The sequence below is a fragment of the Streptomyces sp. SAS_272 genome (genome assembly GCF_052543235.1).
The window spans coordinates 1-23,935 of record NZ_JBMNDR010000103.1 but is presented as its reverse complement, the minus strand read 5'-3'; the positions used below and the strand labels follow the sequence as shown (position 1 = coordinate 23,935).

At 71.7% G+C, this 23,935-nt stretch carries 17 protein-coding genes, 1 rRNA gene and 1 pseudogene; 9 read left to right on the top strand and 10 right to left on the bottom strand.

Going from position 1 to position 23,935, the window contains the following annotated elements; genetic code table 11:
* Positions 1-315 precede the first annotated feature (315 nt).
* Positions 316-873, bottom strand: a complete 558-nt coding sequence (locus ACN6LD_RS36835) for a DUF6912 family protein (RefSeq protein ID WP_445045428.1) — start codon at positions 871-873, stop codon at positions 316-318.
* Positions 874-1,233: 360 nt separating this feature from the next.
* On the opposite strand from ACN6LD_RS36835, the gene ACN6LD_RS36830 reads away from it, so the two are divergent.
* A complete protein-coding gene (locus ACN6LD_RS36830; protein WP_445045427.1) occupies positions 1,234-1,896 on the top strand; it encodes an Rv3235 family protein in 663 nt (220 codons plus the stop codon).
* A gap of 122 nt (positions 1,897-2,018) precedes the next feature.
* Here the strand turns inward: ACN6LD_RS36830 and secA are convergent, their stop codons facing one another.
* Positions 2,019-4,862, bottom strand: coding sequence for a preprotein translocase subunit SecA (gene secA / locus ACN6LD_RS36825; protein ID WP_319197051.1), 2,844 nt, complete (start codon positions 4,860-4,862; stop codon positions 2,019-2,021).
* A 279-nt stretch (positions 4,863-5,141) separates the two neighbouring features.
* Here secA and ACN6LD_RS36820 point away from each other — a divergent pair, with 279 nt between their 5' ends.
* Entirely contained in the window at positions 5,142-5,723 is a 582-nt protein-coding gene (locus ACN6LD_RS36820; RefSeq protein ID WP_319197053.1) for a GNAT family N-acetyltransferase, read from the top strand.
* A gap of 172 nt (positions 5,724-5,895) precedes the next feature.
* Positions 5,896-7,068, top strand: a complete 1,173-nt coding sequence (locus tag ACN6LD_RS36815; RefSeq protein WP_319197055.1) for a winged helix-turn-helix domain-containing protein — start codon at positions 5,896-5,898, stop codon at positions 7,066-7,068.
* 31 nt (positions 7,069-7,099) lie between these two features.
* Here the strand turns inward: ACN6LD_RS36815 and ACN6LD_RS36810 are convergent, their stop codons facing one another.
* The 6 genes and pseudogenes from ACN6LD_RS36810 to mtrA all read right to left on the bottom strand — a co-directional run bounded on the left by ACN6LD_RS36810 (position 7,100) and on the right by mtrA (position 15,352).
* Entirely contained in the window at positions 7,100-7,855 is a 756-nt protein-coding gene (locus ACN6LD_RS36810; protein ID WP_319197057.1) for a response regulator transcription factor, read from the bottom strand.
* A gap of 206 nt (positions 7,856-8,061) precedes the next feature.
* Positions 8,062-8,754 (bottom strand): ribosome hibernation-promoting factor, HPF/YfiA family, encoded by a 693-nt coding sequence (gene hpf / locus ACN6LD_RS36805; RefSeq protein WP_319197059.1) that lies wholly within the window; start codon positions 8,752-8,754, stop codon positions 8,062-8,064.
* Positions 8,755-9,670: 916 nt separating this feature from the next.
* Positions 9,671-10,351, bottom strand: a pseudogene (locus ACN6LD_RS36800) (ComF family protein); the annotation flags it as partial.
* A 319-nt stretch (positions 10,352-10,670) separates the two neighbouring features.
* Positions 10,671-12,506 carry an LpqB family beta-propeller domain-containing protein gene (locus ACN6LD_RS36795; protein ID WP_445045426.1) on the bottom strand — a complete coding sequence of 612 codons (1,836 nt, stop codon included), beginning with the start codon at positions 12,504-12,506 and terminating at the stop codon, positions 10,671-10,673.
* Complete coding sequence (mtrB, locus tag ACN6LD_RS36790; protein ID WP_445045425.1) at positions 12,496-14,661, bottom strand: MtrAB system histidine kinase MtrB; 2,166 nt, start codon at positions 14,659-14,661, stop codon at positions 12,496-12,498. The genes ACN6LD_RS36795 and mtrB overlap by 11 nt, the downstream gene beginning before the upstream one ends.
* Before the next feature lies 1 nt (position 14,662).
* Positions 14,663-15,352, bottom strand: a complete 690-nt coding sequence (gene mtrA, locus ACN6LD_RS36785; RefSeq protein ID WP_187281934.1) for a two-component system response regulator MtrA — start codon at positions 15,350-15,352, stop codon at positions 14,663-14,665.
* A 230-nt stretch (positions 15,353-15,582) separates the two neighbouring features.
* Between mtrA and ACN6LD_RS36780 the strand changes: the two genes are divergently transcribed.
* Positions 15,583-16,434: a GNAT family N-acetyltransferase gene (locus ACN6LD_RS36780; RefSeq protein ID WP_445045424.1), complete on the top strand. Its 852-nt coding sequence runs from the start codon at positions 15,583-15,585 to the stop codon at positions 16,432-16,434.
* Between the two features lie 200 nt (positions 16,435-16,634).
* Here the strand turns inward: ACN6LD_RS36780 and mtnA are convergent, their stop codons facing one another.
* On the bottom strand, positions 16,635-17,831 hold the full coding sequence (gene mtnA / locus ACN6LD_RS36775; protein WP_319197695.1) for an S-methyl-5-thioribose-1-phosphate isomerase: 1,197 nt from the start codon (positions 17,829-17,831) through the stop codon (positions 16,635-16,637).
* A 140-nt stretch (positions 17,832-17,971) separates the two neighbouring features.
* Between mtnA and ACN6LD_RS36770 the strand changes: the two genes are divergently transcribed.
* The 5 genes from ACN6LD_RS36770 to ACN6LD_RS36750 are packed head-to-tail and all read left to right on the top strand — an operon-like array spanning position 17,972 to position 23,699.
* Positions 17,972-19,354 carry a glycerophosphoryl diester phosphodiesterase membrane domain-containing protein gene (locus ACN6LD_RS36770; protein ID WP_445045423.1) on the top strand — a complete coding sequence of 461 codons (1,383 nt, stop codon included), beginning with the start codon at positions 17,972-17,974 and terminating at the stop codon, positions 19,352-19,354.
* 4 nt (positions 19,355-19,358) lie between these two features.
* Positions 19,359-20,201, top strand: a complete 843-nt coding sequence (locus ACN6LD_RS36765) for a DUF4129 domain-containing protein (protein ID WP_445045422.1) — start codon at positions 19,359-19,361, stop codon at positions 20,199-20,201.
* Positions 20,198-21,394: a DUF4350 domain-containing protein gene (locus ACN6LD_RS36760; protein WP_445045421.1), complete on the top strand. Its 1,197-nt coding sequence runs from the start codon at positions 20,198-20,200 to the stop codon at positions 21,392-21,394. Before ACN6LD_RS36765 ends, ACN6LD_RS36760 begins: the two co-directional genes overlap by 4 nt.
* Positions 21,394-22,383 carry an AAA family ATPase gene (locus tag ACN6LD_RS36755; RefSeq protein ID WP_319197638.1) on the top strand — a complete coding sequence of 330 codons (990 nt, stop codon included), beginning with the start codon at positions 21,394-21,396 and terminating at the stop codon, positions 22,381-22,383. The genes ACN6LD_RS36760 and ACN6LD_RS36755 overlap by 1 nt, the downstream gene beginning before the upstream one ends.
* Positions 22,383-23,699, top strand: a complete 1,317-nt coding sequence (locus ACN6LD_RS36750) for a DUF58 domain-containing protein (RefSeq protein ID WP_445045420.1) — start codon at positions 22,383-22,385, stop codon at positions 23,697-23,699. Before ACN6LD_RS36755 ends, ACN6LD_RS36750 begins: the two co-directional genes overlap by 1 nt.
* 105 nt (positions 23,700-23,804) lie before the next feature.
* Here ACN6LD_RS36750 and rrf read toward each other — a convergent pair.
* A 5S ribosomal RNA gene (rrf, locus tag ACN6LD_RS36745) occupies positions 23,805-23,921 on the bottom strand.
* Positions 23,922-23,935: the final 14 nt, after the last annotated feature.

The following is a 23,935-nucleotide window of genomic DNA, read 5'->3' as shown; positions in this document are numbered from 1 at the left end:
GCCCCCTGGAACGCCCCGGAGCGCCCCGGGAAGAGCCGGGCGGGCCGGGGAAGCCGGGTCGGGAAGAGCCGGGCCGAGGAAGCCGGGCCGGGGAAGCCGGGCCGGGGAAGGCTCGGATCAGCCAGGCGGCCCCGGGGAAGCCCGGAAGGGCCGGGCCCTGGAAGGCGAGAGGCCCCAGGGGCCAGAAGGCCCGGAGAGCCAGAGCGGGAGGGCCGCAGAGGACCAGGAGGGCCGGGAGCCGGGAGAGCCGAGGGCCCGGGAGAGCCGGAGAGCCGAGAACCCGGGGGAGTCAGGCCCCTCCCGGGCGGCTCGCGCTCAGACCCCGGACCCCAGCAGGCTCGCGATCTCCTGCGGGGCGAACCAGAGCAGCTCGTGGTCCTCGGCCCCGTCCACGACGGCCTGCGCGTCGTCGTCCCCGCCGTCCGCCGCGGCGAGGGCCCGCGCGGCCGCGGTCACGTCAGCCTCCGCCTCGGGCGCGTCGACGTGCACCGCGGCCGCCTTGGCCAGCCGCACGGCGCCGCTCACCCGCACCTCGCCCGGCCCGCCCGGCGCATCCGGCGCGTCCGGGTCGGGCGCCCGCCCGGACGCACGGCCGGGCCCACCCTCGGGGCCTACGGCGGCCATACGGTCCGGCACGTCGACGGCGACCACGACCCGCCGCCGCGGCGCGCCCGGGTCCGCGTCCAGAAGCCGCAGCGAGGCGAGAGCCGCCCTGCCGAGCGCCGCGTACTCCAGTTCCTCGGTGTCGTCGGAGAGGTACCACTCGCGCAGCGCGGGCGTGACGGCGTACGCGACGAGCGGCCCGGCTCCCAGCTCACCCGTCTTGTGCGCCTCGGCGAGGCCCGGGAGGGTCAGGGGGACGTAGACGCGCATGGCTGGCCGCTCTTCTCGTGGTCGCCGGCTTTCGGGTCGCCGGCTCGGACTCGGTGCCCCGGGAAGCACGGTTCCGCACCTTCCGGAGGGCCTTCAGGATACGTGCGGGCGTCCCCTTTCGGGTCCCTGCCCGCACCCCGTCGGACGTCAACCCCGCACCCCGGTTCTCACCCGGCCCCGGCCCACAGCATCGGGCTCCGGGCGAGCCGCCCCACCCCTGATAGGTGAACCTTCCAGCCCCGCGCACCCACCCCTCCGCTTCCTTGCCACGGCGGGCCACGAACCCGTACAAGATCCACAGCGGCAAGTTACCGCTCGGTAGAAGCAGAGCTCCAAGAGCCCAGCGAACGGGGACCCCCCATGGACAAGGTCATGACGAGGACGCACCGCCACCCTGGCGCCCACCCCCCTGGCGCCCAACACGCCGGCGCCCGACCCCCCGGCGCCCGACCCCCCGGCCGCCGCGACACCCGGCGCCCCGCCGGCGCCCCGCCCCGCACCCCCGACGGCGGCGCCCCGCGCACCGCTCCACCCCGCACCCCGGCCGCCGGCCACCGCTCGCCCGTCCTGCCGGTCCCGCCCGTACCGTCAGTCCCACCCGTCCCGTCGGTCCCGTCGGTCCCTCCCACCCACGGCTCCCCCGCGGCCCCCGCCCGGGCCCCGCGTCGTCCTCTCACCCAGCCCCGCCCCACCGACCTCTTCGCGGACCGCCTCCTCGCCGTCCTGACCGGCCGCCGCCCCGTCCACTTCATGCTCCGGCACACCCTCGGCCGCGCCTACGACGACCTCGCCCACCTCGCCGAACGCGGCCCCCTGCGCACCTCCCACGGCGCCCGTGCCGTCGTCCGCGACATCGGTTACTACGTTCCGCGCCCGGGCGCCATCGAGGCCTTCGCCCGCATCGGCGCGGGCGACCGCCTGCGCGCGATGGCCTTCCGCCTGGAACTCGGCACGGACCGCCGCTGGCGCTGCACCGCCGTGGAACTCGACGGCCCCCGCAGGCCCCACACCCGCGACGACTGAAGCGGCCCCCGATCCCGCCGTCGACCGGCGCAAGGCCCGCGAGCACAAGAAAGGGCCGGGCCACCCGCAGGTGACCCGGCCCTCAAGCCGCCGCACGACCGCCGCAGCGACCGTGCGCCCCACTACTTCTTGCGGCGCCGCCCGGCCTTCGCCTGCTTGCGGCGCTCCGCGCGCGTGAGACCGTCGGCCGCGGAACGGACCGGCTCGTCGTCGTCGCTCTCGAAGTCACCCTCGATCGTGCCGCCTTCGCCGTCCACCGTGGGCGCCGAGAAGTGCAGCTGACGACGCTGCGGAGCGTCCAGGCCCTTCGCACGGATCTCCGGACGCGAACCCGCCTGCGCCGGCACCACGTCCTGCTTGTCCTTGTCGGCCGGCGCGTCCTCCACCGGGACCTCCTCGACCTGCTGCTCGACCTGGACCTCCAGGTTGAACAGGTAGCCGACGGACTCCTCCTTGATGCCGTCCATCATCGCGGAGAACATGTCGAAGCCCTCGCGCTGGTACTCCACCAGGGGGTCCTTCTGCGCCATCGCGCGCAGACCGATGCCCTCCTGGAGGTAGTCCATCTCGTAGAGGTGCTCACGCCACTTACGGTCCAGGACCGACAGCACGACCCGGCGCTCCAGCTCACGCATGATCTCCGAGCCGAGCTGCGACTCACGCGACTCGTACTGCTCGCGGATGTCGTCCTTGATGGACTCGGAGATGAACTCGGCCGTCAGGCCGGCCCGGTCGCCGGCCGCCTCCTCCAGCTCCTCCACCGTCACCTTCACCGGGTAGAGCTGCTTGAAGGCGCCCCACAGCCGGTCCAGGTCCCAGTCCTCCGGGAAGCCCTCGGCGGTCTCCGCGCCGACGTACGCGTCGATCGTGTCGTCCATGAAGTGGTGGATCTGCTCCTGCAGGTCCTCACCCTCCAGCACGCGACGCCGCTCGCCGTAGATGACCTCACGCTGACGGTTGAGCACCTCGTCGTACTTCAGGACGTTCTTACGCGTCTCGAAGTTCTGCTGCTCCACCTGCGACTGCGCGGACGCGATCGCGCGCGTGACCATCTTGTTCTCGATCGGCACGTCGTCCGGCACGTTCGCCATCGACATCACGCGCTCGACCATCTGGGCCTTGAACAGCCGCATCAGGTCGTCACCCAGCGACAGGTAGAACCGGGACTCGCCCGGGTCGCCCTGACGGCCGGAACGACCGCGCAGCTGGTTGTCGATACGACGCGACTCGTGCCGCTCGGTGCCGAGCACGTAGAGGCCGCCCAGCTCCTTGACCTCGTCGAACTCGGCCTTGACCGCCTGCTCGGCCTTCTCCAGAGCGGCGGGCAGCGCGGCCGCCCACTCCTCGATGTGCTCCTCCGGGTCGAGGCCGCGCTGACGCAGCTCCGCCTCGGCGAGGTCGTCGGGGTTGCCGCCGAGCTTGATGTCCGTGCCACGGCCGGCCATGTTCGTGGCCACCGTGACCGCGCCACGACGGCCGGCCTGGGCGACGATCGACGCCTCACGCTCGTGGTGCTTGGCGTTCAGCACCTCGTGCTGGATGCCCCGCTTCGACAGCTGCTGCGACAGGTACTCGGACTTCTCGACCGACGTCGTGCCGACGAGGATCGGCTGACCCTTCTCGTGCTTCTCGGCGATGTCGTCGACGACCGCCTCGAACTTCGCGACCTCGGTGCGGTAGATCAGGTCCGACTGGTCCTTGCGGACCATCGGCCGGTTCGTCGGGATCGGCACCACGCCGAGCTTGTAGATCTGGTGGAACTCGGCGGCCTCGGTCATCGCCGTACCCGTCATGCCGCACAGGCCGGGCTGTTCCTTGCCGTCGTGGTTGTGGCGCTTGTAGAGACGGAAGAAGTTCTGAAGGGTGATCGTGGCGAGCGTCTGGTTCTCGTCCTTGATGTCCACCCCTTCCTTCGCCTCGATCGCCTGGTGCATGCCCTCGTTGTAACGGCGACCGGCCAGGATACGACCGGTGTGCTCGTCGACGATCATGACTTCGCCGTCCATGACGACGTAGTCCTTGTCCTTCTTGAAGAGCTCCTTCGCCTTGATGGCGTTGTTCAGGTAGCCCACCAGAGGCGTGTTCACCGACTCGTAGAGGTTGTCGATGCCCAGCCAGTCCTCGACCTTGCTGACACCGCTCTCGTGAATGGCGACCGTGCGCTTCTTCTCGTCGACCTCGTAGTCGCCGGTCTCCTCGATGCCCTTGAGGGGGTTGCCGGCCTCGCCCTTCTTCAGGCGCGTCACCAGCTTCGCGAAGTCGCCGTACCACTTGGTGGCCTGGTCGGCCGGGCCGGAGATGATCAGCGGCGTACGCGCCTCGTCGACCAGGATGGAGTCGACCTCGTCCACGATGGCGAAGTTGTGGCCGCGCTGGACCAGCTCGTCCTGCGCCCACGCCATGTTGTCGCGCAGGTAGTCGAAGCCGAACTCGTTGTTCGTGCCGTACGTGATGTCGCAGTGGTACATCTCGCGCCGCTGGGCCGGCGTCATGTTGGCCAGGATGCAGCCGACCTCCAGGCCCAGGAACTTGTGGACGCGGCCCATCATCTCCGAGTCACGCTCGGCCAGGTAGTCGTTGACCGTGATCAGGTGCACGCCCTTGCCGGACAGCGCGTTCAGATACGCGGGCAGCGTGCCGACGAGGGTCTTGCCCTCACCGGTCTTCATCTCCGCCACATAGCCGAGGTGCAGGGCCGCGCCGCCCATGATCTGCACGTCGTAGTGACGCTGGCCCAGAACGCGCTTCGCGGCCTCGCGCACGGTGGCGAACGCCTCGGGCAGCAGGTCGTCCAGACTCTCACCGTCGGCGTACCGCTGCTTGTACTCCTCGGTGAGGGCCCGCAGCTCGGCGTCGGAGAGGTCGACGAAGTCCTCTTCGATGGAGTTGACCTGGTCCGCGATGCGGTGCAGCTTGCGCAGGATCTTGCCTTCGCCTGCACGCATGATCTTCGAGAGGACGGACACGGGGGTTGGTCTCCTTGCCGGTCGGGCCTAGGACGGACGGTTTCCATATGACTCACTGAGCAACGGCCATCGTATGCGAGGACCCCACCACGCCGGGAGGCCTGCCGTGGCGAGGACTGCAACCGCTGCGCGGCTTCACCCAAATCTTCTTCAAAGAGGACAACGGCCGGGCGCCGCCGATGGTGCCGCGTCCGCCCGACGAAGTGCGCGAATTGTGATCGCACCCTCACGCGGCGCAAACCGATGGCGGCCACCCCGCTCTCCCAGCAGAATCGGTCGATGGAGCACCCGCCCGTCACCCTCACCAGCGCCCGCCTCGTCCTGCGCCCCCTCGGCGCCCAGGACACCGAAGCCGTGTACACGGCGGCCCAGGACCCCGACATCCAGCGCTGGACGACCATCCCCTCCCCCTACCTCCCAGAACACGCACGCAGCTTCATCGAGCTGATCGCACCGGAGGGCTGGACGACCGGCGCGATGTTCACCTTCGGCGTCTTCCTCCCCGGCGGAGCCCTCACCGGCGCCCTCAGCCTCACCATGCGCTCCCCGGGCACCGCCGAGATCGGCTTCTGGGCCGTCAAGGAACACCGCGGCCGCGGCTACACCACCGAGGCCGCCCTCACCGCCGCCCGCTGGGCCTTCACCACCCTCGCCGTCGACCGCGTCGAATGGCGGGCGGAAGTCGGCAACGCCCCCTCCCTCGCGGTGGCGGAGCACGCCGGCTTCACCCTGGAGGGCACCCTGCGCTGCGCCATCGACAACAAGGGCGTACGACGGGACTGCTGGATCGCCTCCCTGCTCCCCTCGGACCTGGGACTCCCGTCCACCGCGCCGTACATACCCGCACCGTCGGACGACTGACGCCCACGCCCGTCACCGACCGCCGACCCACTCACCCACTCACCCACTCACTCGCTCACCGGAACAGGTCCCCGCACGCCCGCCACCGCCACCGCGCCTACCGCCTACCGCCTACCGCCGCAAAACCCCAGCTCACCAGCCACTGTCAGACCCACCGCCTATCGTGCGGACCATGACGACCCCGCGCCCCGCCGCCGAGCTCTCCGCAGACGAAGCCCGCCGCATCGCCCTGCGCGCGCAGGGCTTCCTCGGCACGCCCGACCGCAAGGCCGGCGTCCGTGGCGTGCTCCGCCACCTCGGCGCGGTCCAGCTCGACACCATCTCCGTCCTGGCCCGCTCCCACGAGCTGATCCCCTACGCCCGCCTGGGCGCCGTGGGCCGCGGAACGGTCGAGCGCGCCTACTGGCACGACACCCACGCCTTCGAGTACTGGTCCCACGCCGCCTGCATCCTCCCCATCGAGGAATGGCCCCACTTCGCCTTCCGCCGCCGCGCCTACCGCAACCGGCCGCACTGGAACCACACCCTCCCCGAGGGCACCTACGACCAGGTCCTCAAGCAGCTCCGCGCCGAAGGCCCCCTCACCGCCACGGACCTGGGCGGAGCGAAGAAGACCAGCGAGTGGTGGGACTGGTCCGGCACCAAGGTCGCCGTGGAACGCGCACTGATGTACGGCGAGGTGGTCTGCGTCGAGCGCCGCGGCTGGAAGCGCGTGTACGACCTGGCCGAACGCGCGGTACCCGCCGCCCTGCTGCACGACGAGCTCGACGACGCCGAATGCCTGCGCCGCCTCGTCCTCCTGGCCGGCCAGTCCCTCGGCGTCGGCACGCGGGCGGACATCGCCGACTACCACCGTCTCAAGGGCGAACAGGTCGACGCGGTGATCGCCGACTCCGGCCTGGTCCCGGTCACCGTCGAAGGCTGGGGCAAGCCCGCGTGGGCCGATCCGGCCGCGGTGGAGACGGCTCCGCGCGGCCGCCACCGCACCACGCTCCTGTCCCCCTTCGACTCCCTCATCTGGGAACGGGCACGCACCGAGCGGATCTTCGGCTTCACCCACCGCCTGGAGGCCTACGTCCCCAAGCCGAAGCGGGTCCACGGTTACTTCGCGATGCCGGTCCTGTCCGGCGGCCGGCTCGTCGGCCGCGTGGACCCCGCCCGCGAGGGCCGCACCCTGGTCGCCAAGCAGGTCACCCTGGACGGCCCCAAAGCCGTCCCGGCGGTCGCCCAGGCCCTGCTCGAAGCCGCCACGTGGGTCGACTGCACGGACGTGCGCGTGGAACGCGTGGACGCCCCGGAGCTGCGCGAACCGCTCGCCGGGGAACTCGCCCGCGCACTCGCCTGACCCGACCGCAGCACGACGGCCCGGACCGGCGTCAGCGGATCTCGAGGATCTTCTCCCGCATCGCGTACACCACCGCCTCCATCCTGGAGTGCAACTGCAGCTTCTCCAGGATGTTGCGCACATGGTTCTTCACGGTGTTCTCGGAGATGAACAACTCCTTGGCGATGTCACGGTTGTTCATCCCCGTGGCGACCAGCTTGAGCACCTCCAGCTCCCGGTCCGTCAGCCGCGGCGCGGGGACGAGCCGGCGCTCGTCGGTCCGCTGGATCATCGACTTGAACTCGGTGAGCAGCTTCGACGCCATGGAGGGGCTGATCTGCGACTGCCCGTCGGCCACCGCACGGATCGCGGTGGCGACCTCGTCCGTGGAGATCTCCTTCAGGAGGTAACCGGTCGCGCCCGCCTTGATCGCCTCGTAGAGGTCGGCCTCCTCGTCGCTGATCGTCAACATGATGATCTTCGCGCTGGGAGCGACCTCCTTGATGGAGGTGCACGCCTCGATGCCGCCGCGCTTGGGCATCCGCACGTCCATCAGCACGATGTCGGGCAGCAGGTCGGCCGCCTTGTCCACCGCCTCGGCGCCGTCACCCGCCTCACCGACGACCTGGATGTCCTCCTCGGCCGCCAGCACGATCTCCAGTCCGCGGCGGAACAGGGCGTGGTCGTCCACGACAAGGACTCTGATCGGCTCCTTGCGTGAAGTGCCGCCATCACCCGCGTCCGGGCCCATGCCGACGACACCCTCGTGGGAACCCTCGTCACGCATCGGTCCGAAGCTGTCCGCCATCGTTCCTCCCCCTGAAGGCTGTGGCCGTGGTCCTGAGCCATCGCCAACCCAAGGCAACGGCCCATCGGTTGGGCCGCCCTGCCATGATTCCATGCCCGGACGACAACGCGGTGACAGAGCGACTCTCCCGAGGGGTCGCACACGGGTGCCCCCGGGGGCGCACACGCGCTCTCCAGGGGCACACCGCTCAGCTGTCACCGGGCGCGTCAGCCGCCCAGCGCGCCACCCGCGTCGGGTGAGTGCGCCTGAGCCACCATCGGGTCGGTGTCCAGGTAGATCACGCCGTAGTCGTAGGCGTGTCGCCGGTAGACGACACTGGGCTGCTTCGTCTCGGAGTCGACGAACAGATAGAAGTCGTGTCCGACCAGTTCCATCTCATAGAGGGCCTGGTCGAGGGTCATCGGAGCTGCGACGTGCGTCTTCTCACGGACCACGAGGGGGCCGTCGCCCTGCACCTCGATCGAGCCGATGCGCTTCGTCGGCACGCTCTCCGACTCGTCGGAGGGGACGGGACGGCCGTTGCCGTTGAGCGTCGCCACACCCGGAACGTGGTCGGGAACCTCAGCCGCGGACAGCCTGCGGGAACCGCGGCGCGTGTATCGCTTGTCGTGCTGCTTGCGGAGCTGGGCGTCCAGCTTCTCCGCCGCCAGGTCGAGTGCCGCGTACGCGTCGCTGGCGGCCGCCTCCGCCCGGATCACCGGGCCGCGCGAGCGGAGCGTGATCTCCACTCGGTCGCACCGGTCGGCTTGTCGGGGGTTGGGCTCCTTGGACACCTCGACGTCGAGGCTGATCACCTTGCCGTCGAGCTTCTGGATCTTCTCCAGGTTCAGCTTCTCGGCCACGTGCTTGCGGAACCGCTCGGGCACCTCGGTCTTGCGGCCCTTGACGACGATGTCCACGCAGAACTCCGTTCCCGGATCACTCCGCTTCTCTGGCGGAGCGTCTCCCTTTTGCACCAGGCCCCGGTGAGCACCGGAACCTCCGACTTGGCGACTTCCACCTCCTCCTCCCCCATCGACGAGATCTACACCCCAGGTGCTGCGGGTGATGACCAAAACCGCAGCACGGCATTCGGATTTGAGAGGTGTGGCCTGCGGCTTTCCCTCACAACCGAACATATCTCGCCCGGACGGATGTCGTCACCCTCTACTGCGGCGTACCTCCGTTCAGGTGAATTGACTCTCTCATTACCTGCAACGACGCAAGTTCTGCGTCAGTTCCGGTTTATTTCCAAAGAGTCGGCGAAGCCGCGACCACGGCCGCGCAGAGCACACCACCGGCCTCGCCGACGTCCGACGAACCGGCATCGGACGGGCCCACGCGTCTCGCGGATCCCGTTTCCCCCGAGGCTCCCGAGGCCCCCCAGACCCCCGCAGCTCCGGCCGATCGCACCGGCGCCCCAGACGTCGCGTCCGTCCCGTCGATGTCTTCCTCCCTCGCTCCGGACGACTCCTCTCCTCTGCCTTCCCTCGCGACACCCGCGTACACGGCCCACGCATCTCCACCACACACCTCCCTCACCATCTCCTCCCCGTCCTCTCCACCCTCCACCCGATGCCCCGGCTCCGCCCGTCGTCCCGGGCCCGGCCCCGAATCCGGCCTCGAACCCACGTGTGCCCGTCGTCCCGGACGCGAATCCGGACGCGCCCGTCGTCCCGGGCCCGGACTCGGCCTCACGTCCGCCCTGCCCGTCGGCTCCGACGGGCAGGCACGCGCCGACGCCCCCGGCCGACCCGTGAACGCCGACGCCCCCGCGTCCCCGCCCCCGCCCTCGTCCGCGTCCGCGTCCGCGTCCGGCCACGCAACCGCCTGGGTCGCCGCCCGAACCGCGCGAGCCGCCTCCGCCAGCGAAGCACCGGTCGTCACCAGATCGTCGACGAGGACCACCGGACCGCCGCGCAACAGCCGCGCCCCACCGGGCGCCACGGCCAGCGCGCCCACCAGGTTGTCCCACCGCTGCCCGGCGTCGAGCCCCGACTGGTCGGCCACGGCACGCCGCTGCCGCAGCACCGCCGCCACCCGCGCCGGAACCCCGGCCCGCCGCAACTCACCCGCCGCCGCGAGCGCGATCCGCCGCGCCGGATCATGACCGCGGGCCCGGACGACGGCCGGAGCGGAGGGTACGGGGACCAGCAGGACGTTGCCGGGGGGTCGGGCCCCCTCCCCCTCCCCCCACCCCAACCCCACCCCCGCCTCTCTCATCCCCGCCCGCACAGCCCCCGCCAGTGCCGCTCCGAGCGGTCGTGTGAGCGCCAGTGCCCCGCGTTCCTTGTGGGCCAGCAGCACCGCCCTGACCTCGTCGGCGTAGCGGGCCGACGCGTGCACGGCGGGCAGTCCGGGCGGTGGCAGCAAGGGGCGCACCCGGAACGGCGCGGTGTCGCACAGCGCCGCACGGCACCGCGGGCAGAGCACCGTGCGTGCCCTTCCGCAGCCTCCGCATTCGGCGGGCAGCACCAGGCCGGCCAGTTCCTGCCACCACCCGCGAACGCCTTCCACGTCGACCACTGTGCCGACTCGGGAAGTGGTCCACCACCCCTGTGGAAAAACCCTGTGGATAACCGCCCGGCACCCTGTGGACAACTCCGCGGAAGGCGACGGTCGGCGCAATTGGCCAACGCAAACGAAACAGCGGCCGAAACCGGGCCCCTCGCCTTCGCCTCGGAGCGGCGCGAAGCAGCCCGGTGCGGCCGGATGCGTCCCGACGATTCCCGAGGAACGGGAAGGAGTGGTCCGTCGGTGAACTCGGAAAGGTAAGAGGGGCGAGAGAGGCGAGGGGGGTATGAAGGGTTGAGGAGAGAGCGGAACAGAAAAGGATCTATCCCGGGTAGAGCGCCATCGAGGCGGTTTCCTTCAGCGTCCGCCACCCGCTTCCGCCGGGCAGCCACAGCAGCCCGTTCTTGGAAGTGGCGAAGAGCGGGGTGTCGCTGTCCTCGGAGGCGGCGATGCTGGTGACCTCGGTGAGTCCGGGCAGGGTGCCCGCCTCGGGGATCGAGCCGTCGCTCTGCACGTACTGCACCTGTTCGACGCCGCCGGCTTCCCGCCCGACCACCACGAGCCTGCTGTCCCCGGCCCAGGAGACCGCCCTGACCTGTTCCAACTCGGGTGTCGCGGAACGCAGTTCCTGGACCGAAAGGGACGGCGGTTCGGTGTCGCCGGTGCGCTCGATGCGACCGATGAGCAGGGACTGCTTGCCGCCCTTGTCGACGACGAGGGCGATCCGTACCCCGTCGGCGGCCACCCGCACGGAGTCGACACGGCCGTCGAGCCCCGGGGTGAGGACCTCCAGCGGCTCACCGCCGCCCTTCTGCAGCAGGAGCAGCCGCGGGTCGGCGGGGTTGCGGTCGGCCGCCCACAGGTTGCCCTCGGCGTCCCAGCTGGGGGTGGTGAGCCGGTCGGACTCCGTCTTGCCGGTGCTCTGCAGGACGGGGTCGCCGACGGTGCTGCCGGAGAGGGTGGAGGTGACGTAGAGCGCCTTGCCGTCCAGTGCCACTCCTGCCGCGCTGCGTTCGTCGCGGGCCACCGCCACGGAGCGCAGGGCTGTGGCGCCGGCGCCGAGGGCTCCGGGGACGGGATCGGCCTTGGCGTTGCCGCTGCCACTGCCGGCGGCCATCCGGACGAGGCGGTGCTGGCCGTCGATGAAGTACAGGTAGCCGGGGTCGCTCTGGGAGCCGCGTGCGGCGACGGTCTTGGCCTGGTCCTCGGACAGGGAGCACAGTTGGCTGCCGCCCGCGCGCAGTGCGATCTCGCTGACGGTGGGGGCCAGGCTCTGGAGGGAGAACAGCAGCTGGGCCGCCATCTCGTCGCACTTGGCCCGTCCGATGTGGGCGGCCTTGTCGTTCAGCGGGACGGTGAGCTTGTTCTGGTCGTCGGGGGTCAGCGAGGTGACGCCCTTGGAGAGCGCGGTCCCGGTGGGGAATCCGGATCTGACGACGGGGCGGAGCCAGCTGGTGGGGCCGCTGAGGACGGAGCGCACCATCTGGGTCATGGGATCGACCCGTCCGCGGACGTAGACGGGGTCGGCGACGGCCACGGGCTGCCCGGATCCTTCGACGGCGGTGTCGGAGGCGAGGTAGTACTTGTTGACGGACACGTAGTTGCGCTGGAAGTCCGACTTGCCCATGACGACGCCGTCGGGGAGCGCGTCGATGCGCCACTGCCCGTTCTTCTTGTCGCGGGTGAGGTGGATGGTCTGTCCGTAGTCGCCCGAGGCGGGCGTGTACGCCTGCTGGGCGTCGACGACGGCGACCCTGGAGCCGGAAAGGATGTACGAGCGGTCGTCGCCCTCCCGGTTCCCGGCGGGTCCGGTCATGGTCGCCGGGCCGTCCGCGAGGACGGTCGTGGACCGTTCGGGTTGCCACTTCTGCGCGGCTTTCCCGGTCAGGTACTGGCGTGCCGTCGAGTAGCTGGGGTCGTCGCTGGTGAGGGCTTCCAGAAAGCCCTGGAGGATCTCCAGGGGCTGGGCGTCGTCGCGGGGCGGCATGGCGAACACCCGGACCTGGGTGTCCTGCCCCGGGGTGGATTCGACGCCGCGCAGGTCGCCGCTGTCGGGCATCGAGGCGCACCCGGCCAGCAGGACGACTCCGCAGACGGCGTACGCCATCGCGCGCCCCGGCGTACGCCGGATTCCCCCCTCGCGCTGCTCAGCGCCCACGAGATGCCTCCCCTTGCTTGTCCGCGCTCCCGGCCGCGGAGTCCGGCCGGTCCGCGGTCCCGGTGTGCCCATGCCCATGCCCGTGGCCGTGCCGCTGCCCGTGCCGGTCCCGCTCGTCGGCGCCCGTCGGCTCGCCCGCCGGGGCGGCCGAGTCATCCGGCGTCTCGTCGTGCCGTGTTCCGCCGCCCGTGCCGGTCCCCGTCGCAGTGCCCGTACGGGGCACCACGCGCGCGCCGTTGCCGGGCAGTGCCGTCGGGTCGGCGGTGGGGGCGGCGGTGCGGGGGGCGAGCGGCGTCCGGGCGGCCGACTGCTGCTCGCCCGCGGGCTGCACCGGCACGGTGGCGCTCTTCTCACCGCCGCGGCGGGGCTGACCGGCGTCGTCGAGTTCGCCGCGGTTGCGGCGGGAGTCCTTGGGCTCGAGCGGTATCGGCGAGCCTCGCAGTGGTTCGTCGGCGGTCCTGGGCAGGGTCAGCCGGAACTGGGAGCCGCCGCCCGGCTCGCCCCAGGCCTGCAGCCAGCCGCCGTGCAGTCGCGCGTCCTCCAGGGCGATGGAAAGCCCGAGGCCGGTGCCGCCGGTGGTACGCGCGCGTGCCGGGTCGGCGCGCCAGAACCGGCTGAAGACGCGGGTGGCCTCGCCGGGCTTGAGTCCGACACCGTAGTCGCGCACGGCGATCGCGACGGCTCCGCCCGCGGCGGCCAGTTTGACGACGACGTCGTTGCCCTCGCCGTGTTCCACGGCGTTGACCACCAGGTTGCGCAGGACGCGTTCCACACGCCGGGCGTCGGCCTCGGCGACGACGGGCTGCTGGTCGCCGATGACGCGGACGGTCGTCCCCTTGCGTTCGGCGAGAGGCGCGGCCCCGCTGACGACCCGCCGCACGACTTCCCTGAGGTCGATCGGCTCGGCCTCGAGGGCGGCGGCGCCGGCGTCGAAGCGGCTGATCTCCAGCAGGTCGGCGAGGAGCGTCTCGAACCGGTCGAGCTGGTCGGCGAGGAGTTCCGCGGACCGCGCGGTGACGGGGTCGAAGTCGACCCGGGCGTCATGGATGACGTCCGCGGCCATGCGTACGGTGGTCAGGGGCGTCCGCAGCTCGTGCGAGACGTCGGACACGAACCGCCGCTGCATCCGCGACAGATCCTCCATCTGCTGGATCTTCAGTTGGAGGTTCTGGGCCATCTTGTTGAAGGCCTCGCCGAGCCGTGCGATGTCGTCCTCGCCGGTGACCTTCATCCGTTCCTGGAGCCGTCCGGCGGACAGCCGTTCGGCGATCCCTGCGGCCATCCGCACGGGGGTGACGACCTGCCGCACGACGAGCCAGGCGATGGCCCCGAGAAGGACGACGACGAAGAGTCCGGCGGTCGCCAGCGTGCCCTTGACCAGGCTCAGCGACTTCTCCTCCTGCGTGAGCGGGAAGAGGTAGTACAGCTCGTACGGGTCGCCGTTGGGGTCGTTGACCTGTTTGCCGATGACCAGGGCGGGCTGGGATTCCTTGTCGTTGAGGTAGTCGATGCGCGAGTAGCTCTGGAAGGCGCCGGTGCCGGTGTTCACGCGCGCGCGGAGGTTCTCGGGAACGCTCTTGTTGGGGTCGACGTATCCGGAGGCACGCGGTCCGTAACCGCCGCCGTTGTCGAAGCCGGGGGGCAGGGTGACCACGTCGAAGGCGCCCTGGCCGCCGCTGGACAGCGACAGCACCAGCTCGCTCATCCATTCGATGACGTTCTGCGAGGTGCGGCCGTCCGCCGGGGTCCCGCCGTCGGCGGGCGTGCCGGCCGCCTCGTCGGCCTTCTGTTTCGCCACCGCGAATCCGCCGGTGGCCTGGCTCTGCGATGCCTTGACCTTGGCGTCCAGCAGGCCGTTGCGCACCTGCCCGATCACGACGAAGCCCAGCAGCAGGACGACTCCGAGCGACATCAGCAGGGTCGTGGCGACGACCTTCAGCTGGATGTTGCGCCGCCACAGCCGCATGACCGGCAGCAGCGGCCGGCGTATCCACCGCATCAGCAGCCTGAGGACGGGGCTGCCCTTGAGCCCGCCCCTCAGCAGCCCGCCTTCGAGGAGGCGCGCGAAGCGTGAACCCGCTGTCCCACGGCCGACAGGCCGCTCCGGACGGGCCCCGGACCGGCCGGGGGCCGAAGCGGCACTGTCCTGCGACATGTCAGCTGGGTCCTGCCTTGTATCCGACGCCACGGACGGTCACCACGATCTCCGGCCGCTCCGGGTCCTTCTCGACCTTCGAGCGCAGCCTCTGTACATGCACGTTGACCAGGCGGGTGTCGGCGGCATGCCGGTAGCCCCACACCTGCTCGAGGAGGACCTCGCGGGTGAACACCTGCCAGGGCTTGCGCGCCAGGGCGACCAGCAGGTCGAACTCCAGCGGGGTCAGCGCGATCGACTGGCCCTCCCGCTTCACGGAGTGGCCGGCCACGTCGATGACGAGGTCGCCTATGGCGAGCTGTTCGGGCGCCGGCTCCTCCGACCTCCGCAGCCGGGCCCGGATGCGGGCGACCAGCTCCTTCGGCTTGAACGGCTTCACGATGTAGTCGTCGGCGCCGGACTCCAGTCCGACGACCACGTCGACGGTGTCGCTCTTCGCCGTGAGCATCACGATCGGCACGCCGGACTCCGCCCTGATCAGGCGGCACACCTCGATGCCGTCCCGGCCGGGCAGCATCAGGTCCAGCAGCACCAGATCGGGTTTCGCCTCTCGGAAAGCAGCCAGCGCCTTGTCACCGTCGGCTACGAAAGACGGCTCAAAACCTTCACCACGCAGCACAATGCCGAGCATCTCGGCCAGTGCGGTGTCGTCGTCGACGACAAGGACTCGTCCCTTCATAAACGACATCATCCCATTCTCATAACGGTGAAGGAGGCGCAGGTGAGAAGGCTCACCGGCCAGTGACGATAGTCGTACGCGGCCGTCACTGTCTGCCCCCGTCCTGCGCCGCGGCCCCCGCCGGGCGCTCCGACGGGCGTTCCCACAGGCGTTCCGGCGGTGATTCAGCGGTGCGCCGGCGGTGATCCGGGAGTGGTCCGGTGGCGAAATCTTCATGCGGTGCGGTGTCCTCCAGTGGTGGGATGCGCTGCATGAACGACCCGTTGCGCGACCGCATCCAGGAGTACTACGCGGCCGTCCCTCTCCTTTTCGCCGCCGCCGAGGACTTCGGCCCGCTGCGCCTCTTCGTGCGCACAGAGCCCGGCGCCCCGTACTACGGCGGTCCCGGCCACGCCCAGCCCACCACGGGAAACGCGGCCCGGATCGGCTCCGGCGACATCGCGCGGGTGCGCGCCCGTCAGCGGGAACTCGGCGTGCCGGAGGCGTTCGAGTGGCTGGCCGAGGCCGCGCCGGCCCTGCGCGCCCTGATCGAGGCCGCCGGCCTCACGGTGCTGGAGCGCCCGCTCATGGTGCTCCCGGCACACCCTGCCCTCCCTGCCCCCACGCTCCCGGACGGCGTGACGCTGCGTGTGCTGACCGCGGACGACCCCGCGCTGCCCGCCGCCCTCGCCCTGCCCCGTCTGGCCTTCGCCCAGCGGCCCGGCACAGGTCCGGCGGACCGTGCGGAGCTGTCGCGGCTGACCCGGGAGGTGACCGAGGACGGCACGGTCGCCGCCGTGCGCCCCACGCTCCGCGCCGGACACAAGACGCTCCTCGCCGCGCTCGCCCGGGACGGCGTCCCGCTGGCCGTGGGCCACTACCACCCGGCGACGGGCACGACGGAGATCGGCGGCGTCGGCACGCTTCCCTCCGCCCGACGGCGGGGCCTGGCCGCAGCCGTGACGGCGGCCCTGGCGTCCCACGCCCGCGAACACGACGTCGACACGGTCTTCCTCGCCTACGCACAGGAGTCCGTCGCCCGCATCTACGCCCGCCTGGGTTTCCGCCACGCCGGCACGACCCTCCTGATCGCCGGCCAGCCCGCCCGCTCATAGACCAGCCCCGACGCCCGACAGGTCCAGGCGGATCAGCCGGGCCGGACAGGCCAGACAGGCCAGACAGGCCAGACAGGCCAGACAGGCCAGACAGGACCAGGCGGATCAGACAGGACCAGCCGGATCAGCCGGATCAGCCGAGCCAGGCGGATCAGACAGGTCAGACGGGTCAGCCGGGTGCGGCCGGACCACCGGTCGGATCAGGACTGTTCGGGTTCCCCGCTCCCGGCCCTGGCCTGCGCCCCTACCCCGGCCTCGGCGGCGGTGCCCCTGCCCGCACCGGCGCACAGCCCGGCGAGCGCGTCGGCCGTCACGGGCGAGATCACGCCTTCCTCCGTGACGATCGCCGTCACCAGCTCGGGCGGCGTCACGTCGAACGCCGGGTTGTACGCCTGCGTCCCCAGCGGCGCCACCGGCACCCCTCCACCCGCTCCCGTGACCGGCGCATGCGGCGCCGCGGTCTCCGTCACCTCGTGTCCCGGACGCTGCTCCACCTCGATCGACGCCCCGTCCGGCGTCTTGGGATCGACCGTCGTCACCGGCGCCACCACGATGAACGGCACATGGTGGTAGCGGGCGAGGACCGCGAGGGGATAGCTGCCCACCTTGTTCGCCACCGACCCGTCCCCCGCGATGCGGTCCGCCCCGATCAGCACCGCGTCCACCTCGCCCGCCGCGAAGAGCGAACCCGCCGCGTTGTCCGTCAGCAGGGTGTACGCCATGCCGTTGCGCGCCGCCTCGTATGCGGTGAGGCGGGCGCCCTGCAGCAGCGGACGGGTCTCGTCCACCCACAGCCGGCGCAGCCGCCCCGTCCGGTGCGCGGCGAGCGCCACCGCGAACGCCGTCCCCTCGCCGCCGGACACCAGCGCCCCGGTGTTGCAGTGGGTGAGGATCCGGTGTCCGCCGCCGGGCAGGAGTTCGTCGAGCAGCGCCAGCCCGTGCGCGGCCATCCGGGCGCTGGCCTCGGCGTCCTCCCGGTGCAGCTGCCGTGCGGCCGCCAACGCGGCCCGCGCTCCCTGACCCGGGTCGCCGCCCCCGGCGAGCTCCGCCTGGTACGCGGCACGAGCGAGGCGCACGCCCAGGGACAGGTTCACCGCGGTGGGGCGGGCCGACGCGAGCGCGTTCGCGGCCTCGTCGACGTCGAAGCCGCGGGCGGCGGCGAGCGCGACGCCGTACGCCCCGGCGATCCCCAGCAAGGGCGCCCCGCGCACGGCCAGCGACCGGATCGCATCCACCAGCGCGGACGCGTCCGTGCACACCGTCTCGACTTCTTCGGCGGGAAGTCTCGTCTGGTCGAGAAGGACCAGCACGGGGCCTTCCGGCAGCTCCTCCCAACGGATCGCAGGTATCTCGGCCGGCCGCTTGTCCTCGCCGGATTGCGCGTACTGATCAGCCATGAAGTCAGTCTGCCCCCTATCCGACGGACCATTGAAGGTGTGCGGCCCGTACCGCGGCCGGTCACCCGGTGAGCACCCCATGGCACGATGGCTCCCAACCTGCCGCCGCGCCCGCGGACGGGCACCGTGAAGGAGCGACGATGAAAGACACTCCGGGCTGGGCCTCGCCCGGATCCGCCCCGTCCGACGGACAGGAGCCCGGCGCGTCCCACCCCGCCGAGCCGGCGGCCCGGCCCGCCGGCGATCAGCCCGCGGAGCAGCCGGACTCGAGCGCGAACCCGCAGAGACCCGGCACGAAGTGGTCCGAAGAACAGCCGCCTCCCGGCCAGTGGTCCGCGCCGGCAGGTCTCCAGAACCCCGCCCAGCCCCCGCCACCCCCTCCTCCGCCGCCACCCGCCCAGAACTGGGGCCCCTACCCGCCCGCGGGCCCGGGCGGACACCCCGGAGGCCCGGCCGGCTACGGCGGCCCCGGTGGCTACGGCGGTTACGGTCCTCCCGGCGGCTGGGGCGCCGGCTGGGGCGGCCCGCCGCCCGCCGCCAAGCCCGGCGTGATCCCGCTGCGCCCGCTCGGCGTGGGCGAGATCCTGGACGGCGCCGTCGCCACCATGCGCGCCCACTGGCGCACGGTCCTCGGCATCTCCCTGACCGTCGCGATCGTCACCGAGGTGTTCATCGTCCTCCTGCAGGGCCTGATCCTGAACGACGCCACGGACACCGCCGCCCTCGGCGACCCGAGCGCCACCGCCGACGAGCAGCTCAACGCCATGGGCGACGCCATGCGCGCCTCCGGCCCGGTCCTCCTCATCAGCCTCATCGGCACCGTCGTCGCGACCGCCCTGCTCACCACCGTCACCAGCCGCGCGGTGCTCGGGAAGCCGGTCACCCTCAAAGAGGCGTGGCGCGACGCCCGCCCGCAGCTGCCCCGGTTGTTCGGCCTGATCTTCCTGCTGATGCTGATCGCCGCCGGCATCGTCCTCGTCTGCCTGCTGCCGGGCATCCTCGCGAGCGCCGCCGGCAACACCGACGGGGGCGCCGCGCTGAAGGCCTTCGGCATCCTCGGCTCGATCGTGCTCGTGCTCTGGCTGCTCATCCGCTTCTGCCTGGCCTCGCCCGCGCTGATGCTGGAGAAGCAGGGCATCAAGAAGGCCCTCAGCCGTTCCGCGAAGCTCACCCGCGGCGCATGGTGGCGCGTCTTCGGCATCCAACTGCTCGCCCTGCTCATCGCGAACATCATCGCGATGATCGTCGTCGTGCCCTTCGCGCTCCTCGGGGCCGCCCTGAGCGACGGCGGCATCAGCGGCATGGTCGAAGCGAGCAGCGACTACGGCTGGACGTACCTGATCGTGAGCGGCATCGGCTCGGTGATCGGCTCCATGATCACCTTCCCGATCGCGGCCGGCGTCATCGTGCTCCTCTACATCGACCAGCGCATCCGCCGCGAGGCCCTCGACCTCGACCTGGCCCGTGCCGCAGGCCTCCAGGACTACGGCTCGCCCATCCCCGGCGCCACCCCGGGGAGCTGATGCGGTGAGACCGACGGGGGGAGTTCTCACCGCGCTGCCACACACGGACGGCCTGTCCCCAAGGGCACTGCCCGGCCTCACCGACGCAGCCCCGGCGGCCCTGTGCCGCGCCGCCGAAAAGGCTGTGCTGGCCCTGTCGCGGGCAGGCGACGGCACGGCGCTGTCCCTGGCCCGCTCGGGCGGCGAACCGCCGGTGACCCTCCCGCGCGACCCCGCGCGGGAGGCGGCCCGCCGCGAGCTGTCCAAGGACCTGTACCACCAGAACGACCCCGGCCTGTTCCAGCGTGCCCTGGACACCCTCTGGGACTGGATCGGCGACCTGTTCGACACCGCCTCGACCGCCACCCCCGGCGGCACCCTCGGCCTGCTGGTCGTCATCCTCGCCGTCGTCGCCGTCGTCGCGGCGCTGTGGTGGCGCCTGGGCGCACCGCGTCGCCGCCCCACCTCCACGCCCGCGCTGTTCGACGACCGCGCCCGCAGCGCCGCCGAACACCGCGCGGCCGCCGAAGCGCACGCCGCCCAGGGCCACTGGAGCCAGGCCGTCCAGGAACGCATGCGAGCCGTCGTCCGCGCCCTGGAGGAACGCGCCCTCCTCGACGCCCGCCCCGGCCGCACGGCCGACGAGGCCGCCGCCGAGGCCGGCCGCAGCCTGCCCGTCCACACCGACCGGCTGCGCGCCGCCGCAAGCGACTTCGACGACGTGACATACGGCGGCCGCCGGGCGACCCAGCAGTCGTACACGCGCATGGCCGCACTCGACCTCGACCTGGAACGCACGAAACCCGAGCTGACGGCCCACAACCCCCACAACGCGGCCCACAACGCCCCCCAGGGGGCCTCCGAATGACGACCGCGGCCAAGCTGCCCGCCCCCTCGGCCTCGCCCACCGCCCTCCGGGTGTGGACCCGCGCCCGAGGACCCGTCCTCGCCTTCGCCCTGCTCCTCGTGGCGGCGATCACGCTCGCCGCACTGCGGTCCGACACCCGCCATGGCGCCCTCGACCCGCGCTCCCCCGATCCCTACGGCAGCCGCGCCATCGCCGAACTCCTCGCCGACCACGGTGTGACCACCCGCGTGGTCACCGACCTGGCCGACGCCCGCACCGCGGCGGACCCCGACACCACCCTCCTGGTCGCCGCCCCCGATCTCCTGACCGAGCGTCAACAAGAAGAGCTGCACACGGCGACAGCCGGCTCCGGCGGCCGCACCGTCCTCGTCGCACCGAGCAGCTGGTCCGTGGGAACCCTCGCCCCCGGCGTGACCGCCGACCCGGCCAACAGCCGCGACTCCGCGCTCTCCCCCGACTGCACCCTGCCCGCGGCACGCCGCGCAGGCGCCGCGGACACCGGCGGCATCCGCTACTCCACCCGGCGACCCGGTGCCGACGAGTGCTATCCCAGCGAGCGCCTGGCCACCCTGCTGCGCCTCCCCGACACCACCGGCGACGGCGACACCCTGGTGCTCGGCGCACCCGACATCCTCTACAACAACCGCCTCGACCAGCAGGGCAACGCCTCGCTGGCCTTGCAACTCCTCGGCTCCCGCAGCCATCTCGTCTGGTACCTCCCCTCGCTCGCCGACACCACCGCCACCGAACCGGACGACGAGAAATCCTTCCTCGACCTGCTCCCCTCCGGATGGCTCTGGGGCACCCTGCAACTCTTCTTCGCGGCAGCGCTCGCCGCCCTGTGGCGGGCACGCCGCTTCGGCCCCCTCGTCACCGAGAAACTCCCCGTGGCGATCCGCGCCTCCGAGACCGTCGAAGGCCGCGCCCGCCTCTACCGCAAGGCCGACGCCCGTGACCGCGCGGCCGCTGCTCTCCGCTCCACCGTCCGCACCCGCCTCGCCCCTCTCCTGGGCGTCCCCGTACCCCAGGCGCACGCGCCCGAGGCCCTCATCCCCGCCCTGACCGCCCACCTTCACGGCGACGGACAGGCCCTGCACTCCCTTCTCTTCGGCCCGCCGCCCGGCGACGACGCGGCCCTCATCGCCCTCGCCGACCAACTCGACGCCCTCGAAAGAGAGGTACGCCGTCCATGATGGACCCGACCACCGACACCGCCGGGACCACCGGGGACCAGGGCCGCGCCCGCGCCTCCCTGGAAGCCCTGCGCGCCGAGATCTCCAAGGCCGTGGTCGGCCAGGACCCCGCCGTGACCGGCCTCGTCGTCGCTCTGCTCTGCCGCGGACACGTTCTCCTTGAAGGAGTCCCCGGAGTGGCAAAAACGTTGCTCGTCCGCGCCCTCGCCTCTGCACTCGAACTCGACACCAAACGCGTCCAGTTCACCCCCGACCTCATGCCGAGCGACATCACCGGCTCCCTCGTCTACGACGCCCGCACCGCCGAGTTCTCCTTCCAGCCCGGCCCGGTCTTCACCAACCTCCTCCTCGCCGACGAGATCAACCGCACGCCGCCCAAGACGCAGTCGTCCCTCCTCGAAGCGATGGAGGAACGACAGGTCACCGTCGACGGCACCCCCCGGGCCCTCCCCGATCCCTTCCTCGTCGCCGCGACCCAGAACCCCGTCGAGTACGAAGGCACCTATCCCCTCCCGGAAGCCCAGCTGGACCGCTTCCTCCTCAAACTGACGATCCCGCTCCCCTCCCGCCAGGACGAGATCGACGTCCTCACCCGTCACGCCGAAGGCTTCAACCCCCGCGACCTGCACGCCGCCGGCGTGCGCCCCGTCGCCGGACCCGCCGACCTCGAGGCAGCCCGCGCCGCCGTCGCCAAAACCGCGATCTCCCCGGAGATCACCGCCTACGTGGTCGACATCTGCCGAGCCACCCGCGAATCGCCCTCCCTCGCCCTCGGTGTCTCGCCACGAGGCGCGACCGCCCTCCTGGCCACCTCACGCGCGTGGGCCTGGCTCACGGGCCGCGACTACGTCATCCCCGACGACGTCAAAGCCCTCGCCCTGCCCACCCTCCGCCACCGCGTCCAACTCCGCCCGGAGGCCGAAATGGAAGGCGTCACCGCGGACTCCGTCATCACCGCGATCCTCGCCCACGTCCCCGTCCCCCGCTGATGGCGCTCACCGGACGCACCGCGCTCCTCGCGGCCCTCGGCTCCCTTCCCGTCGGCATCTGGGGCCCCGGCTGGACGGGCATCCTGGCCGTCAACGCCCCACTAGCGCTGGCCTGTGTCTGCGACTTCGCACTTGCCGCTCCTGTACGCCGACTCGGCCTGACCCGTTCCGGCGACACCACCGCCCGCCTCGGCGACTCGGCGGACATCACCCTCACCGTCACCAACCCTTCCCGCCGCCCCCTGCGCGCCCACCTGCGCGACGCCTGGCCTCCCAGCAGCCTGCAGCCGGGCACAGACACCCCCACGGAAGCCTCTCGCCACCGCCTGACGGTCCCGCCCGGCGAACGCCGCCGCGTCACCACCCGCCTGCGCCCCACCCGGCGAGGCGACCAGCACGCGGACCGCGTCACCATCCGCTCCTACGGCCCCCTCGGCCTCTTCTCACGTCAGGGAGCCCACCAGGTCCCCTGGACCCTCCGCGTCCTCCCACCTTTCACCAGCCGTAAGCACCTGCCGTCGAAACTGGCCCGTCTGCGCGAACTCGACGGCCGTACCAGCGTCCTGACCCGCGGCGAGGGCACCGAGTTCGACAGCCTGCGCGAGTACGTTCCCGGCGACGACACCCGCTCCATCGACTGGCGTGCCACGGCCCGCCACTCCACGGTCGCGGTCCGCACCTGGCGTCCCGAACGTGACCGGCACATCCTCCTGGTCCTCGACACCGGCCGCACCTCCGCAGGCCGCGTCGACGACGCCCCCCGCCTCGACGCCGCCATGGACGCGGCGCTCCTCCTTGCCGCCCTGGCGTCCCGGGCCGGCGACCGGGTCGACCTCCTCGCCTACGACCGCAGAGTGCGCGCACTCGTCCAGGGCAGGACCGCACGCGACGTCCTCCCCTCCCTGGTCAACGCCATGGCGAACCTCGAACCAGAACTCGTCGAAACGAACGCCCGCGGCCTCGCCGCCGCAACCCTGCGCACAGCGCCCCGCCGCTCCCTCATCGTCCTGATGACGACACTGGACACAGCCCCGGTCGAAGAAGGCCTCCTCCCCGTCCTGCCTCAGCTCACCCAACGCCACACGGTTCTCGTCGCGTCGGTAGCCGATCCGCACATCGCCCGCATGGCCACCTCACGGGGTGACGCCGACGCGGTGTACGAGGCCGCAGCCGCCGCCCAGGCCCAGACCGAACGGCACCGGATGGCCGAGCAACTCCGTCGGCACGGCGTCACCGTCGTCGACGCCACGCCGGCTGAGCTCGCCCCGGCCCTCGCCGACGCCTACCTCGCACTGAAAGCAGCTGGACGCCTCTGACGCAAAAAGGGCTCCCCCGTGGGAGAGCCCTTTAAAAGCAACGCCCATAACCCCTGAACGCAGAAAACCCCCGTGCCGAATGGCACAGGGGTTTTCACAATGATTGTTCGGCGGTGTCCTACTCTCCCACAGGGTCCCCCCTGCAGTACCATCGGCGCTGTGAGGCTTAGCTTCCGGGTTCGGAATGTAACCGGGCGTTTCCCTCACGCTATGACCACCGAAACACTATGAAACTG

Coding starts and splice junctions, on each gene's coding strand:
- ACN6LD_RS36750 (WP_445045420.1), top strand. CDS start 22,383: ATGGCGCTCACCGGACGCACCGCGCTCCTCGCGGCCCTCGGCTCCCTT.
- mtrA (WP_187281934.1), bottom strand. CDS start 15,352: ATGATGTCGTTTATGAAGGGACGAGTCCTTGTCGTCGACGACGACACC.
- ACN6LD_RS36820 (WP_319197053.1), top strand. CDS start 5,142: ATGGAGCACCCGCCCGTCACCCTCACCAGCGCCCGCCTCGTCCTGCGC.
- ACN6LD_RS36830 (WP_445045427.1), top strand. CDS start 1,234: ATGGACAAGGTCATGACGAGGACGCACCGCCACCCTGGCGCCCACCCC.
- mtrB (WP_445045425.1), bottom strand. CDS start 14,661: ATGTCGCAGGACAGTGCCGCTTCGGCCCCCGGCCGGTCCGGGGCCCGT.
- ACN6LD_RS36760 (WP_445045421.1), top strand. CDS start 20,198: ATGACGACCGCGGCCAAGCTGCCCGCCCCCTCGGCCTCGCCCACCGCC.
- ACN6LD_RS36810 (WP_319197057.1), bottom strand. CDS start 7,855: ATGGCGGACAGCTTCGGACCGATGCGTGACGAGGGTTCCCACGAGGGT.
- ACN6LD_RS36835 (WP_445045428.1), bottom strand. CDS start 873: ATGCGCGTCTACGTCCCCCTGACCCTCCCGGGCCTCGCCGAGGCGCAC.
- ACN6LD_RS36755 (WP_319197638.1), top strand. CDS start 21,394: ATGGACCCGACCACCGACACCGCCGGGACCACCGGGGACCAGGGCCGC.
- ACN6LD_RS36815 (WP_319197055.1), top strand. CDS start 5,896: ATGACGACCCCGCGCCCCGCCGCCGAGCTCTCCGCAGACGAAGCCCGC.
- ACN6LD_RS36770 (WP_445045423.1), top strand. CDS start 17,972: ATGAAAGACACTCCGGGCTGGGCCTCGCCCGGATCCGCCCCGTCCGAC.
- mtnA (WP_319197695.1), bottom strand. CDS start 17,831: ATGGCTGATCAGTACGCGCAATCCGGCGAGGACAAGCGGCCGGCCGAG.
- ACN6LD_RS36780 (WP_445045424.1), top strand. CDS start 15,583: ATGCGCTGCATGAACGACCCGTTGCGCGACCGCATCCAGGAGTACTAC.